The sequence below is a fragment of the Burkholderia sp. IO2 genome (assembly GCF_029522185.1).
GTDB lineage: Bacteria > Pseudomonadota > Gammaproteobacteria > Burkholderiales > Burkholderiaceae > Burkholderia > Burkholderia cenocepacia.
The window spans coordinates 16029-31605 of record NZ_JAKWFH010000040.1; the positions used below are offsets into that span (position 1 = coordinate 16029).

A 15577-nucleotide genomic window follows, 5' to 3' on the forward strand; every position below is an offset into this window, starting at 1 on the left:
GCCGCCGCTCAACCGCGGTCGCGCTGCGCGAAATCCTGCACCGACGCCACCAGCGACGGCGATTCGGTCCGGTAGCGATACTGCATCCAGCGCTCCATCGTCAGCCCGTCGTTCAGCGGCATCTCCAGCGCGCGGCGCGTCATCTGCTTCATCGCCGCGAGCGCATCGGCATCGGTCCGCGCGATCTCGCGGGCCAGCTGCATCGTCGCGGCATCGAGTTCCGCGCCGCTCACCGCCAGCGACGCGAGCCCCATGCGCTCGGCGTCGCGCCCGGTCATGCGCCGCCTCGTGACGAGGTAATACATCGCGCGCGCCAGTCCGATCTTGCGCGGCAGCCGCTGCGAGCCGCCGCCGCTCGGCAGCAGGTTGCGCTGCAGATGCGCGTCGCCGAGTTCCGCTTGTACGTCGACAACCACGATGTCGGACGCCAGCACCAGTTCGAAGCCGCCCGCCACCGCATAACCGTTGACCGACGCGATCACGATCTGCCGCGACGCCTCCATCCGCGCGAACGTATCCTGCATCAGGTCCTGGTGCCGCATGTGCGCGGCCGGATCGGCGAGCACGCCGCTCGCGAGCCATTTCAGGTCGTTGCCTGCGCAGAACGCGCGGCCGCTGCCGCGAATCACGATCACGCGAATCTCGCGGCCCGGATCGTCGGCCGTGCGCACCGCGTCGTTCAGCGCCGCGAGCGTCGCGCCGTCGAGCGCATTCATGCGCTCGGGACGATTCAGCGTGACGACGCGAACGCCGGGCGTCGAGTCGTCTGTCAGCAACGTGTTCGACATCTTGTCTCCTGGGTTCGGCCGAGCCGGTTTAAGCCGGGTGGCGCCGCGCGATCGTTCCCGGCGATCGCGGCAGCGCGTCCAGCGCTACATCGCATAGGACTCGCTCGCGGGCAGCGGACGTCGCGCGATCGCGGCTGCACCATCCCGCGACGTCGGCGCCACCTCCGGCGTCGGCGGCGTGTCGACTTCGTGCACGACGAAATTCGAAATCATCGCGACGAGCTGCTTGCTCTGATCGTCGAGCGACTGCGCAGCGGCGGCGACTTCCTCGACATAGGCGGCATTGTGCTGGGTGGCCCGGTCCATTTCCGACACGGCCTGGTTGACCTGATCGATGCCGTGCCCCTGTTCCACCGAGGCCGCTGCGATTTCTTCCATCAAGGCCGTCACACGCGAGATCGCCTGCACAATCTCCGCCATCGACGTGCCCGCGTCGTTCACGAGTTCCACGCCGCCCCTGACGCGTCCGACGGATTCGTGAATCAAGTCCCGAATTTCCTTCGATGCCGACGACGAGCGCTGAGCGAGCGAACGCACTTCCGATGCGACGACGGCGAAGCCGCGCCCCTGCTCGCCTGCACGCGCGGCTTCGACGGCGGCATTGAGCGCGAGGATGTTGGTCTGGAACGCGATGCTTTCGATGATGCCGACAATCTCCGCGATCCTGCCGGAGCTCGCATCGATGCTGCCCATCGCCTCGACCACCTGCGAGACCACGCCATTGCAGCGCTCGGCCGACTGCACGGCCTGTACTGCGACCTGGCTCGCCTGCCGAACGTTGTCGGTGTTCTGGCCGACCCTCGACGAGAGTTCCGCCATGCTCGCCGCGGTTTCCTGCAGCGACGCGGCCTGCATCTCGGTGCGCCGGGACAGATCGAGATCGCCGGCCGAGATCTGCGCGGCCGCCGAGGCGATCGAATCCGCGCTCGCCTTGATGCCGTTGATGGCGCCGGACAGATTCGCCTGCATGCGTTTCATCGAATAGAGCAGGCTGCCGCGGTCGTCCGGCGCGGTCGCGATGGCGGCCGTGAAATCGTTGGCCGCGATTCGCCCGGCAATCTCGACCGCATCGCCGGGCTCGCCGCCTATCGTCCGCGCGATGCCGCGATTGAGCGCCACGACGATGCCGCTCAGCACCAGCGCGATCAGCGCAAGGATGCCGAGGCTTTGCAGCAGGTTCGCCTGAAACGCGCTGTCGATGTCGTCGACGAACAGGCTCGTATTGATCACCCAGTCCCATGGACGGTACATATCGACATACGCGATACGCGGGGCGTCCGTCGTCACGCCGGAGGTTTCCTTCGGATAGTCGAAGCGCTGAAATCCGCTGCCGGTTCGCGCTGCCAGCTCGATCTGCTGCTGGACGATGGCAGCGGCCTTCGGATTCAGTTCGCTCAACGGCTTGTTCTGGATCGAGGCATCGAACGGATACATCAACACCACGCCCCTCGAATTCACGATCGAGAAATAGCCGCTGCCCGCTTCGCCGTAGCGCAGGCCGCGGATCACGTCCATCGCCTGCTTCTGCGCCTGTTCGGCGCTCAGCTCTCCCGCGTCGGCCCGCTTCGCGTAGAACTCGATCGTGGCCAGCGCGATCTGCGTTGCATGCACGAGATCGGACTTGCGCTCCTCGAGACGCACGTCGCGATTACGGTACGCATCCATGACCGACAGCAGCATAAGGCAGAACAGGCTCAGGACCAGCGGCAACCCGAGCCTCTGCTTGAATGACAGCTTCATTGTGGTGGCATCTCCTCGTTGTTATGGATGGACAGCTCGCATCGGGCGCGCTTGCCATCCCGTGCAACACATGCGGTTGCGCTGCCGTTGCCCTGCATTAAAGGCCCGGTGCGCGGCGATCCGCAATGCGGCGCGCGCGTTGTTCCGGGGGTTGGAAGCGCGCGTGTTGCACGGCATCACGGCTTTCTCTTTCGAAGGACGAAACAGTGCGCCGGAAATGCCGCGGCAACGGCATGCGCCGTGATCGAATGGGCGATCGACCGGCGCGCACGCCGCGCCGCCGGCGTGCGGTTCAGCGTGATCCGTCGTGCAACCCACTCCGAGGAAAACCACCATGCCGTTGCTGCATACCATTCGCTCGCGGATCGGCCATGCGGAAGTCGTGCAGATCGTCGAGATGGACATCAGCGGGATTCTCGGCGCCCTGCTGCCCGAGGCGACGCCCGACGTGATGAAGTCGATTCCGTGGATGAAGCCGCCCTACGTGGACGAACAACACCGCATGCACGCCGTCAGCCAGTGTTTCATCGTGCGAACCGGCAAGCGCATCCTGGTGATCGACACCTGCGTCGGCAACGACAAGGACATCGCGGGTTTCGACGCGTTCGCCAATCTGCAGCTGGAATTCCTGGCCACGCTGGAACAGGCCGGCATCGACCGCCACGCAGTTACCGACGTGCTGTGCACGCACCTGCATTTCGATCACGTCGGCTGGAACACCTACAAGCAGGACGGCCGCTGGCTGCCGACCTTTCCGAACGCGACCTACCACTTCGGCAAGGCCGAATACGCGTTCGCGCAACAGGGCGACGCCGACGACGCGATGTACGACGCGCAGAACACCTCGTTCCATGAATCCGTGCGGCCCGTCGTCGATGCGGGACTCGCCAACTTCATCGATCGCGACACCGACCTCGGCGACGGCATCTCGGTGTTCTCCACGCCCGGGCACACGATCGGCCATATCGCCGTCGCGGTCGATGCGGGCACCGAGCAGTTCATCATCGGCGGCGACGCGATGCATCACCCAGTGCAGATCGCGCGGCCCGACATGGCGCTGGTGCTCGACTACGATCACGCGCAATCGTCGGCGACGCGGCACGCGCTGCTGTCGCGCCTCGACGGCAGCCCGACGCTGTTCACCTGCACGCATTTCTGTGCGCCGTCGTTCGGCCGGATCAGCAGGGACGCGAACGGCGACTATGTGTTCACCGGCGTGCAGAAGTCACGCCCTTTACCTTGACCTTGACCGACTCGATTCCATGCTCAGTCTCGTTTCCCGGCTCGACGCGCTGAGGGTGCGCCCGGGCCGCCTGTTCATCGACGGCCAGTGGCTCGACTGGCCCGAGGCGCGTTTCGACCAGCTCAATCCGTGCACCAACGAAGTCATGGCCAGCTTCGCGGAAGCCGGCACGCGCGGCGTCGCGCTGGCCGTCGCCGCGGCGCGCAAGGCGTTCGACGCGGGCCCGTGGCCACGCATGCGCGCGCAGGATCGCAAGCGCCTGTTGCAGCCGATCGTCGAGCAGCTGTATGCGGCCGAAGACGAAATCGCGCAACTGCAGACGCTCGACAACGGCATTCCGTACACCTTCAGCCGTCAGTCGCGCGTATCGGCAAAAGCCGCCGCCGACATCTTCGATCATTTCCTCGGCTGGATCGACAAGATCAATGGCGACACGCTGCCGATCTTCTCCGGCGCGTCGAACATGCAGTACATTACCTTCCGCGACCCGGTCGGCGTCGTCGCGGCGATCCTGCCGTACAACGGCCCGGTGATGACGTTCGCGATGAAGGTGGCGCCGGCGCTGGCCTGCGGCTGCACCGTGGTCGTCAAGCCGTCGGAGCTCACCAACCTCGCCGTGAGCCGGCTCGCACAGATCCTCGCCGACAGCGACCTGCCGCCCGGCGTGTTCAACCTCGTCACCGGCGCGACCGAAACAGGCACGGCGCTGACGTCGCACCCCGGCGTCGACAAGGTGACGTTCACCGGCAGCCCGCTCGTCGGCGAAAAAATCACCGTGGCCAGCGCGCCAACCATGAAGCGCCTGTCGCTCGAACTCGGCGGCAAGAGCGCGGCGCTCGTGTTTCCCGACACGCGCGACGTGGCGGCCACCGCGCAGGCGCTGATGGGCCTCTGCTCGACGTTCCTGTCGGGCCAGGTCTGCACCACGCCGTCGCGCGCGGTCGTGCATCGTTCGATCGTCGACGAATTCCTGCATCACGCGCGCGAACAGCTCGGCAAGGTTCGGTTCGGCGATCCGTTCGACCCGGCGACGACGTCCGCGCCGATGATTTCGCGGCGTCACCAGGCGCGCGTGCTCGAGTACGTCGACAGCGGCGTCGCGCAGGGGGCGACGCTGCTCGCCGGCGGCGGCCTGCCGGGCGGCGCGCTCGGCAACGGCAACTGGGTCGAGCCGGCGCTGTTCGCGAACGTGCGCAACGACATGCGGATCGCGCAGGAGGAAATCTTCGGCCCGGTACTGTCGGTGATTCCGTTCGATACGGAAGACGAAGCCGTGCGCATCGCCAACGACAGCGAATACGGGCTCGCCGGCTGCGTCTACACCACCGACGTCAGCCGCGCGTTCCGCGTGGCGCGCGCGGTGAAAAGCGGCGCGATCGGCGTCAACGGCTTCGCCAGCATTCCGAACGCGCCGTTCGGCGGCATCAAGCGCTCGGGCGTCGGCCGCGAAGGCGGCTGGTCGACGATCGAGGCGTTCACCGAACTGAAGACCGTCAATTTCAATCTGGATGCCTGACCCATGAGCGAAACCTTCGACTACGTCGTCGTCGGCGCGGGCAGCGGCGGCAGCGTGGTGGCCGCGCGGCTTGCCGAAGCCGGCCATACCGTGTGCGTGCTGGAAGCCGGGCCGCCCGACACCAACCCGTTCATCCATATCCCGGCGGGCTACATCAAGAACCTGTTCAACGACCGGCTCGTCTGGCGCTTTCGCAGCGGCCCGATCGCGGGCACCGACGGACGCACGATCGAGCTGACCCAGGGCAAGGTGGTGGGCGGCTCGGGCTCGATCAACGGGATGGTGTACAACCGCGGGCAGCATGCGGATTTCGACGGCTGGGCCGCGCTCGGCAATCCGGGCTGGTCCTACGACGACGTGCTGCCCTACTTCAGGAAGGCCGAGACGCGCATCGGGCCCGGCGACGACCGCTACCGCGGCCGCAGCGGGCCGCTGATCGTCACCGACCCGATCATGCCGGCGCCGCTGTGCGACCTGTTCGTCGAAGCGGTCAAGAGCCTCGGCTATCCGTACGTGGCCGACTCGAACGCCGAAGCGCAGGACGGCGTCGGGCCGTGGCATTTCATGATCGACACGCGCGGCCATGCGCCGCGCCGCTGGAGCGCGGCACGCGCCTACCTGCATCCGGCCATCCGGAGCGGTCGCGTCACGCTGCGCACGGACAGCCCCGCCACCCGCGTGCTGCTGGACGGCCGGCGCGCGACCGGCGTGCGATACCGCGCGGGCGGCAGCGGCGCTCCTGAGCGCGAGGTGCGCGCTCACCGCGAGGTGATCGTCGCGGCGGGCGCCCTGAACACGCCGCGCCTGCTGCAGATCTCTGGCATCGGCGACGATGCGCATCTGCGCGTGATCGGCGTGCAGACCCAGATCGCGCTGCCTGGCGTCGGCGCCAATCTGGTTGACCACTTCAACCTGCGCGTGGCGGTCAAGGTGCAGGGTGTCCCAACTCTCAACGAGCGGGGGCGTGGCCTGCCGCTGGCCCGCGAGATCGCGCGCTACTTCCTCGGCCAGCCGAGCATCCTGAGCATGGGTCCGGTGCCGATGCGTTTTTTCTTTCGCTCGGAACCGGCACTGGCGCGCCCCGACCTGCAGGTTTCATTCACGCCCGGCAGCTATCAGGAAGGCCTGCCCGGCTTGCTCGATCGCTACCCAGGCATGACGCTGGGCGGCCACAAGCAGCGGCCCGACAGCCGCGGCTGGGTCAAGGCGCGCTCCACGAACATCGACGAGTTGCCCGAGGTGCAGCCGAACTACCTGACCGACGAATCGGACCAGCGCGCGATGGTGGCTGTCGTCAAGATGGCGCGCGCTGTGTTGCAGGCCAGGCCCTTCGCGTCGTACTACGTCGACGAAATGTTCCCCGGCAAGGACGTCCAGACCGACGACGAGATCCTCGCGTTCGCGCGTCAGCGCGGCGGCACCGTCTATCACCACAACGGTACCGCGCGCATGGGTTCCGACAGCGATCCGATGGCGGTGGTCGATGCGCGGCTACGCGTGCGCGGCGTGCAGGGGCTGCGCGTCGCCGATGCGTCCGTGATGCCGGTGCCGATCTCGGGTCCGACCAATGCCGCGACGATCATGATCGGCGAGAAGGCCGCCGCGATGCTCGTCGAGGATGCGAAGACCGCATTGTGAGCACACGGTTAACAATACAGCTTGATGGCGGCAAGCGGGGGCTGTTGCGCGGCCTGCCGTTTTCGCCGCCCGTGGCGCTGTCGCGGAAACCGTGCCGGGGCCGTTCCGTAACATTGCGCGGCGCACGTTCCACCTGCCGCATTGCGTGTTTCCGTACTTCAAAACATCGTACAGCCGGCACGCTGATCCGGTGTCTTAGCCATAGATTCATTTGCCTAACTAACGAACGATAAATTGATCGGGCGGTGACGATAGTTCCATCCGGTCAAACCCGCAGGCGGGTACCCGTTCCGTCCGTGTCGGGAAGCCACGCTTAATGGATAACACGCATGGCACTTCCCGCCGGGTCGCTGCAAACTACCTAACGATTGTTTGATAAATGAATGCAACGGAAGCACGTTGCCTGCCCGGGTGTTTGACATGACCGTCTCGGAGACATGATGAGGAATGCAATGAATGAAGTCCCGCCCGCCGGCGGCCTAGATGACACGCGCACAGAACGGACCTCGTCGAGGGTTGTCCACGACAGCCTACGGTCGTGGTACATCCTGGCCATGCTGACGCTCGCGTATTCGCTCGCGTATATCGATCGCCAGCTGCTGAACCTGCTCGTCGATCCGATCCGGCATTCGCTTGCCATTTCCGACACACAGCTCAGCCTCCTGCAGGGCATTGCGTTCATTTCCGCGTACCTGATCGCGTCGCCGCTGTTCGGCCGTCTCGTTGACGTAACCAACCGTCGCAATATCCTGCTGGTCGGCATTTGCCTGTGGTGTGTCTTCACGGCGCTGTGTGGCAAGGCCACAACGTTCCAGGGACTGTTCCTCGCGCGCTTCGGCGTCGGGGCCAGCGAAGCGTGCGTGTTTCCGATCGCGTTGTCGATGATCGCCGACTGCTTCTCGGCTCAGAAGATGCCGCGCGCAATGAGCGTGTTCATTCTCGGACCGATGCTCGGCGGCGGCCTGTCGCTCGTCGCCGGTGGTCTCGTCATCTCGTTCGCCCGCGATGTCCACAAGCAGTTTCCGGCGCTCGCTGGGTTCGAGACCTGGCAGCTGGCATTCGTGCTGATCGGACTGCCGGGCATGCTGTTCGCGTTGCTGGTCTGGCTGACGGTGCGCGAGCCGCGGCGCAGCAAGGTCGTCAGCGGGAATGCGGACGACCGCCAGTTCTCGACTCGCGATTCGATCGCCTTCCTGTGGGAACGGCGCGGTTTCTACGCGCGTATTCTGCTGGGCGTCGGCATGCTCGCGATCGTCGTGCTCGGCATGCCCGCATGGATGCCGACTTACCTGATCCGTTCGCACGGGATGCCTGCCGCGCTCGTTGGGTTTCGTTTCGGTACGGTGGTGGTCAGCTGCGGAATTGCAGGTGCACTGGCAGGCCCGTGGGTGGTGCGTCGGTTCGAGCGGCGCGGCTATGAGGACGCACCTTTGCGCACGGCCGCGTTCGCGATGATCCCGATGCTGCTGTGCTGCGCCAGCACCCCGTTTGCACCCGGTGCGACGGGTACGCTGCTCGCGGCTGGCGGCACTGTGTTTTTCTTCTCGCTGCCGACCGGATGTATGGCCGCGGCGCTGCAACTCGTTGCACCCAGCCGCATGCGCGGTACAGTGGGCGCGCTCTACTCGTTCTTCGCGCAGTTGATCGGTTTTGGACTGGGCCCGACGCTAATTGCGCTCTTCACCGATCGCGTGTTCGGCGATCCGAAGATGGTCGGCGATTCGATCGGCATCATCTGCACGATCGCGGCCGCGCTTGCCGCGTGGTTGCTGTTCGGTGCACTGCCTCACTATCGGCGGTTGCTTGCGGAGGAACGTGGCGCGCAGGTGGGTTGACGCTGTGTGATCGGGGGTGCGCCACCCGCACAAAGCCCTGAAATACCGCTCGCCTCGCGAGTTCAGGCGTAATGCGGTGTTGTTCCTCCCCCGTGCGCTGCACCACGTAAGATCGGTCCTCCGTCAATTTTCTCTTGGCGAGAAGCTCTTAAATTTGCGGCATCATGTCGCGCATGTTCTTCAGGCGGGCTCAAACCGCTGCTGCAATAAACACGAGCTTCTCACGATTAATCACTGCGGCACTTTGAGCTGATACTTAGACGCAACGGCTAAGCCGCACGAAGGCTCGCTCGGCGAGCTACATGCCGCTGATGCATGTCTCGAACCACGAAATACTTGGGTAAAGTTCGCTCAGATGCATTGCCCGGTGGGCTGAAAGGCAGCACGCAGATGCTGGATCGCTGCCAAGTAATCCTCGCGCACCAAAAATACACAGCATACGAAGATCAACGACAATGCGACGACTTTCGGCGAATCTGAAAAATGCCCGATGATGAGTTGTGAACCCCAGTACCGAGGAAACGGGTTGGTCGCCTCGTGGACGAGCGCTTCCCAATTCAACTAGGTCGTTGTAGCAGATCTCGGTCCGCCATCGCCCACACCCACCCTCATACTCCAGACGAATGGACCGCGCTCGAAGTGGAGCTGAGCGGGCGTGTACGAGCGAGCGCGATCTCAGCCCGCTGCCATGCTCGGTTTGGCCTTTCGCAATTCACCTGCACGCTTGACGCGTACTGATTGCGCCGCGCCCTTTAATTTTATTGTACGGAACGATTTGAGCCCGCGTATTGAAATTCACCGTCCCGGCGTCACGATGTGGCTAATCGGCCTCGCGGTCACCGCTCGCTGTCGCGCTGAGCCGTCGATTGGATACCATTTCGCTGATACACGAATGGCGCGCACTTTTCGAAATCGCAGCCGATATGCTCGATCTCGATCACACCATCGACGACATGAAACTGAAACATCTCCGCGCGCTACAGGTCATTGCCGAATCGGGCAGTATTCAAGAGGCATCCCGGCGACTATGCCTGACACAGCCCGCGGTGAGCCGGATCGTCCGCGAATTCGAGAGCGAGATCGGCCTGCCGCTGCTGATTCGCACGACGCGAGGCGCGACGCTGACCGAATATGCGGATCTCATCGTCAGACGCGCCGGCGCGATTCACCGGGAGATTGAGCGAATCGGCGAGTACGTCGACGAGATCCGCGGCATGCTGAACGGGCGCCTGTCGATTGCGGTGAGCGCGCCCACCATGAGTACGGCGCTCATCGACACACTTGCAGATTTCGCGAACGAGCGGCCGCATGTCGATCTGCAAATTCGCGAGCTGCGCACGCTGCAGATCGAGGACAGTCTGCGCGACGGTGCGATCGACGTGGGCGTGCTCACGCACTTCGGCGACCAGAGCGTGTTTCCGTATCAAGCAGAGTTGCTGTATCAGGGCGACATGGTGCTCGCGATCAGCAGCCGCTATGCAGGCCCGGCGTCGCTGTCGCTGTCCGCGCTGCAAAAAATGCCGTGGCTGACGCTGGATCTCGTTCAAGACGACAACAGTTTCATCTCGGTGTTGATGAAATCGGCAGGTTTGCCGCTGCCGGAACGCATCATCCGCAGCGCGGCAACGACCATGTATCGCGGCATTGCGCGAAGGGTCGGCGCGGTATCGATCTGGACCGCGACCGGCAGCGATTTCCTGCAGCGTTGTTTCGCCGAAGGCGAGATGCGCCGCATCATCGTCGCGGACCCGATGCCTCGCATGAGTGTGCGGCTCGCCTATCCGGACCGCGACCTGATGACGACGCCCGCGCGCGATTTTGCGCTTTGGCTGCGCAACAAAGTCGAGCGTGACGGCTTTCGCTACGACGCCCGGGATATCGAATTCCAGACATGACCGTGCGCGATCACGCGTTCGTACGCCACTGTTCGCGATATGCATAGACCGCTGCCAGACTGACGAGGTTGCACGCGAACACGTACACGCCGGCCATGAACGGGTCTTTTGCATGCGCGATCAGCGCTGTGACGACGAACGGGGCCGTGCCCTCGAACAATGTCACGCTGAACGCGTAGCCCGTCGCAAAACCGCTCGCACGAACGCGTTGCGGGAAGGCTTCCATCATCATCAGAACCAGATTGCTGGAGCCGAGCACCATCAACCCGGTCAATAGCGCGCTCACGCTCAGTACGATGGCCGGCGTCGGCAGCTGCGTGATCAGCCAGAATGCCGGAAGCGCCACACAGGCGGAAATGGCCGTGAAAATCAGCGCGAAACGCCGTCGCTGCCGAAGACTGTCCGCAAGGACGCCGGAGACAAGCGACATCGCGACCATCACCATCGCGCCGATCATTGCGGCCAGAAACCCGGTCGTCGCGGGCAGGTGCATCACGCGCGTCAGATAGCTCGGCATGAAGTAGACGGCCGTATACATCGTGACGGTGCTGCTCATCAGCAGAAACACGCACGTCACAAGCTTCGCAAGATGCGACGATGCGAGCTCGCGCAGCGGCGGCCGTACGGTGTCGCGACCGCTCGCGACGCCGCACACTTCGGGCAGATGGCGGCGAATGTAATAGCCGACCGGAGCGATCAGCAGACCGATTAGGAACGGTAGCCGCCAGCCCCAGCTCGCGAGTGCGTCGGGCGTCAGCACATGCGACAGCGTCAGCCCGAACAACGCGCCCAGCATCGCGCACGAGTCGGGTGAACTGGATCGACCGCAGCTGGATGCGGCCGCCGATCTATCGCGGAAGCTGGGCGCGAGTGTCGCGCTCTGCGAGCATGTCTACGGCGCCTGATCGCCGCTTCCGCAACGGCCGAGCAGCAGGCGCAGCGGCACGTCGTCGCGGCGCGACGGGTCGACGATCCGCGCCGCGCGCCGCCTGCGCGACCCATTCGGTACGCATCCCGCCCGGCTCGAGCATGCACGCGCAACCCGCCCCTTCGCCCGCATGACGCGGGCGGCGTTCCTTACGCATGCGTCGAGCGCGGCCGGTCGTTCGTCAGCACAACCGCATGGCCGGTGGACATCGAACGTGACTGGAAGTCCTCGCCGCGCGATTCGCGCGACGCGATCACCGCGACGAACGCCGGCAGCGCCATCAGGATCGCGTAGCCGGCGACGAAGATCGCCGAACCCGTATAGCTGACGAGCAGCGTGCCGACGATCGGCGCGATCGATCCGCCGAGCACCGATGCAAGCTGATAGCTGGTCGACAGCGCGGTGAAGCGCACGCGCGTCGGAAACAGTTCGGCCATGTACGCGGCCATCGGTCCGAGAATGATGCCGTGGCACGTCAGGCACGCGATCAACGCCAGTTGCAGATGAACGTAGTCGCTGCCTGGCGACAGCGTGAACAGCGAACAACCGGCGATCGCCGCGCCGAGCAGGCCGGCGATCAGCACCGGGCGCCGTCCGATCCGGTCCGACACGTGCGCGGCAATCAGGATGACGACGACCTCGACGGCCGACGCCCACATCAGCGCGGACAGTGCCTGCGGTCTGCTGAAGTGCAGATAGCCGGTCGCGAGTCCGAGCGCGAACGTCGAAAACAGATACAGGAACGTGTTCTCCGCGGCTTTCACGAAGAACGCACGCGCCATTTGCCGCCCGTTGCTCGCGCAGGTGTCGCGCAGCGACGCGCGCTCGACCGTCTGGTGCGCGGCCGACAGCTCGGCGAACGCCGCCGATTCCTCGACGCGCCGGCGCGTCCAGAAGCCGACGATCACGAGCAGCGCGGAGATGAAGAACGGAATCCGCCACGCCCAGTCGACGAATGCGGCGTCGCCGTAGAATCGCTGCACCATCCCGATCACGAACGCGGTCAGCACGTTCGCGAGCGGCCCGGCGAACATCGTGAAGCTGGTCCAGAAGCCGCGCTGCGCGCCGGGCATCGACTCGGCGATCATCAGGATCGCGCCGGTCGCTTCGCCGCCGACCGCGATGCCCTGCACGATGCGCAGCAGCACGAGCAGCAGCGGCGCCGCGATGCCGATCGACGCATAGGTCGGCAGCAAGCCGACGCAGAACGTGCTGATGCCCATCATCAGCAGACTGACGACGAGCGTCTTGCGGCGGCCGATGCGGTCACCGATCATCCCGAACACGATGCCGCCGAGCGGCCGCGCGACGAAGCCGACGGCGAACGTCGCGAGCGCGAGCAGCGTGGCGGCGAGCGGATTGCCGACGACGAAGAACTGCTTGTCGAACACGAGCACCGCACACGCGGCGAACGCGAAAAAGTCGTACCACTCCAGCGTGGTGCCGACGGTACAGGCGAACATCAGGTTGGCACGCTTCTTCATCGCGCATGTCTCCGGTTTTTTTGTGGTTTGCATGGGGCGAGCGACGCCGCGGCGACGCCCGTGGATTCAGAGTTCGAGCACGAGCCGCTCGCCGCCGCACGCGCGCGAACAGCAGGTCATCATGCGATCGTGCGCGTCGCGTTCGGCGCGCGTCAGCACGCTGTCGCGATGATCGACGCGGCCGGCCAGCACCCGCACTTCGCAGGATCCGCACAGCCCTTCGCGGCAGTCGCTCTGCACGTCGATGTTCGCGTGCTGCAATGCGTCGAGCACCGTCTGGTTCGCCGCGACCGTCAGCGTGATGCCGGAATCCTTCAGTTCGACTTCGAATGGCCGCTCCTTCGATGGGTCGAGGGCCGCACGCGTCGACACGAAATGCTCGACACGCAGCGCATCGCGCGGCCAGTGCGCGCAGCTCGCTTCGAGCGCATCGAGCATCCGCGCGGGGCCGCAAGCGTAGATGTGCGTGTCGTCGGCCGGCTGCGCGAACAGCGCGCGAAAGTCGTTACGCGAGCCTTCTTCCGACACGTACACGTGCAGACGCTCCCCGTGCAGCGCGGCGAGCGTGTCGAGCAGCGCCATCGACGCGCGTCGTGCGCCGCTATAGTGGATCTCGTAGTCGATGCCGCGCGCCTTCGCTTCGCGCGCCATCGCGCTGATCGGCGTAATGCCGATGCCGCCCGCGACGAAGATCGCCTTGCCGGCGTCGGTCGCGAAACGGAAGTGATTGCGCGGCCCGCGGATCTTCAGCACGTCGCCGGCGCGCAGATTCGCATGCACCCATGCCGATCCGCCGCGGCCCTGCGCTTCGTGCAGCACCGCGATCTCGTACGCGTCGCGCTCGGCCGGGTCGCCGCACAGCGAATACTGGCGCGTGATGCCGGTATCGCCACAGATCACGTCGATATGCGCGCCGGGCGTCCAGCGCGGCAGCATGCGGCCGTCGCCAGACACGAGGCGGACCTGCGCGATACGATCCGCGCACCTCGACACGCGCTGTACCTTCACCACGCGACTCACCGCGTGCGACGACGGCTCGCCGATGCGCACCGCCGTGCGCGCGCGCAGCGCCGACGGGTCGCGGCGCTCGGGATTCGCCGCCGGATCCCATTCGACATACAGGTGCTCGGGGCCGCGGAACGACGTGTTCGGCACATACGTGAAGCGCTGTTCCGCCAGCTTCATGTGCGGCAGACGGCGCGTGAACTCCTCGAGGAAGATCTGCATCTCCATGCGCGCGAGATTCTTGCCCATGCACTGATGCGACCCGTAGCCGAACGTGAGCTGATCGCTCGCATTCTCCCGGCGAATGTCGAACAGGTCCGCATCCGCGAAGCGCGCTTCGTCATGATTCGCGGACGACGTGACGATCAACAGCTTCGAGCCGGCGGGCACCGCGACGCCGCCGATCGTGACGTCCTTCGTCGCGAGCCGTCGCCACGCGGCGACCGAGCCGTTGTGGCGCAGGCACTCCTCGACCGCGTTCGGGATCAGCGACGGGTCGTCGCAGATGTCGCGCCACGCATCGGGATGCTGCAGCAGCAGCTTCATCGCATTGGCCGTCGCGTTCGCGGTCGTCTCGTGCGCGGCGACGATCCCCGCCATCATCATCGAGTGCAGATACGAATCGGTGATCACGTCGGGCAGCGCCTTCTGCTTGCGGATCCCGTACTGCATCCAGCCCGGCCCGGACGGATCCTCGCGCATCTTGTCGAGCACCTTGCCCGCGAACTGCCAGAACTTGCCGACCGCATGCGCGACCGCGACCTGCTCCTCCGGTTTCGGACGGCCCCACGTGTTGATCGTATGGGCGATCGAGTATTCGCGCAGCGTGTCCATGTCCTCTTCCGGCACGCCGAGAAAGTGCAGCGCGACGGTCAACGGCACCTCCCACAACATCTGGTCGACCAGATCCGCGCGGCCGTCGTCGATGAAGCGGTCCACGTATTCGCGCGCGAGCCGGCGCACCATCGGTTCGTGATGCTTCAGCGCTTCGGGCGTGAACGGGTCCAGCAGCGCACGGCGACGCGGCATGTGCGCGGGCTCGTCCTCGTTGACGAGCGTGCGGTTCAGCGCGAAGCCGTACGACTCGAGCACCGCGTTCGCCTCGGCGCCCGTCGGGGTGATCTTCTCCAGCGCGATCGACGGACTGAACGTGAGGTTGTCGCGAAAGATGGCCTTGATGTCGTCGTAGCGCGTGACGATCCAGTACCCGAGCTTCGGGCTGTAAAACACCGGCTCCCGCTCGCGCGCCCAACGGACGTATTCGGGCGGATCCTGCTGATAGCCGTCGTCGAACGGATCGAACGCGGCCGCGGCCGCGCTGACCGGGCACCCGTTCGGCGCGGTCGCCGCTGCCGGCGCAGGATGAAACGGACATTTCGACGACGCGTGGCGCTCGATGGCGGACATGATTGACTCCGGTGCGATGATTTAGCGTAAATCTAATACGCATTGCGTAATCGCAGGACTGGGGTAAACCTTGGCGGTCCGCCGTCGGCGGCCGTCGG

10 protein-coding genes and 1 pseudogene are annotated in these 15577 nt (G+C 65.4%); 6 read left to right on the forward strand and 5 right to left on the reverse strand.

Going from position 1 to position 15577, the window contains the following annotated elements; all coding sequences use genetic code 11:
* Window positions 1-8: 8 nt before the first annotated feature.
* Both MMB92_RS23795 and MMB92_RS23800 read right to left on the reverse strand, forming a co-directional pair.
* The gene (locus tag MMB92_RS23795; protein ID WP_277562973.1) at window positions 9-788 is read right to left on the reverse strand and encodes an enoyl-CoA hydratase/isomerase family protein; all 780 of its coding nucleotides are present in this window, start codon (window positions 786-788) and stop codon (window positions 9-11) included.
* An 84-nt stretch (window positions 789-872) separates the two neighbouring features.
* Window positions 873-2528 carry a methyl-accepting chemotaxis protein gene (locus MMB92_RS23800; RefSeq protein WP_277562974.1) on the reverse strand — a complete coding sequence of 552 codons (1656 nt, stop codon included), beginning with the start codon at window positions 2526-2528 and terminating at the stop codon, window positions 873-875.
* Between the two features lie 334 nt (window positions 2529-2862).
* On the opposite strand from MMB92_RS23800, the gene MMB92_RS23805 reads away from it, so the two are divergent.
* From MMB92_RS23805 to MMB92_RS23825, 5 genes are all read left to right on the forward strand, one after another.
* Window positions 2863-3771: an MBL fold metallo-hydrolase gene (locus MMB92_RS23805; protein WP_062910216.1), complete on the forward strand. Its 909-nt coding sequence runs from the start codon at window positions 2863-2865 to the stop codon at window positions 3769-3771.
* 19 nt (window positions 3772-3790) lie between these two features.
* Window positions 3791-5287, forward strand: a complete 1497-nt coding sequence (locus MMB92_RS23810) for an aldehyde dehydrogenase family protein (RefSeq protein ID WP_277562975.1) — start codon at window positions 3791-3793, stop codon at window positions 5285-5287.
* Between the two features lie 3 nt (window positions 5288-5290).
* The gene (locus MMB92_RS23815) at window positions 5291-6925 is read left to right on the forward strand and encodes a GMC family oxidoreductase N-terminal domain-containing protein (protein ID WP_062910214.1); all 1635 of its coding nucleotides are present in this window, start codon (window positions 5291-5293) and stop codon (window positions 6923-6925) included.
* Between the two features lie 452 nt (window positions 6926-7377).
* Window positions 7378-8760 (forward strand): MFS transporter, encoded by a 1383-nt coding sequence (locus tag MMB92_RS23820; RefSeq protein WP_277562976.1) that lies wholly within the window; start codon window positions 7378-7380, stop codon window positions 8758-8760.
* Between the two features lie 866 nt (window positions 8761-9626).
* A complete protein-coding gene (locus MMB92_RS23825; protein WP_277562977.1) occupies window positions 9627-10655 on the forward strand; it encodes a LysR family transcriptional regulator in 1029 nt (342 codons plus the stop codon).
* 10 nt (window positions 10656-10665) lie between these two features.
* Here MMB92_RS23825 and MMB92_RS23830 read toward each other — a convergent pair whose 3' ends face one another.
* Window positions 10666-11451, reverse strand: coding sequence for an MFS transporter (locus tag MMB92_RS23830; RefSeq protein WP_277562978.1), 786 nt, complete (start codon window positions 11449-11451; stop codon window positions 10666-10668).
* Here MMB92_RS23830 and MMB92_RS23835 point away from each other — a divergent pair.
* A pseudogene (locus MMB92_RS23835) lies at window positions 11447-11560 on the forward strand (IclR family transcriptional regulator); the annotation flags it as partial. The gene MMB92_RS23830 and the pseudogene MMB92_RS23835 overlap by 5 nt on opposite strands.
* Before the next feature lie 172 nt (window positions 11561-11732).
* Here MMB92_RS23835 and MMB92_RS23840 read toward each other — a convergent pair.
* Window positions 11733-13067 (reverse strand): MFS transporter, encoded by a 1335-nt coding sequence (locus tag MMB92_RS23840; protein WP_062910211.1) that lies wholly within the window; start codon window positions 13065-13067, stop codon window positions 11733-11735.
* Between the two features lie 66 nt (window positions 13068-13133).
* Window positions 13134-15479 carry a cytochrome P450/oxidoreductase gene (locus MMB92_RS23845; protein WP_062910210.1) on the reverse strand — a complete coding sequence of 782 codons (2346 nt, stop codon included), beginning with the start codon at window positions 15477-15479 and terminating at the stop codon, window positions 13134-13136.
* Window positions 15480-15577: the final 98 nt, after the last annotated feature.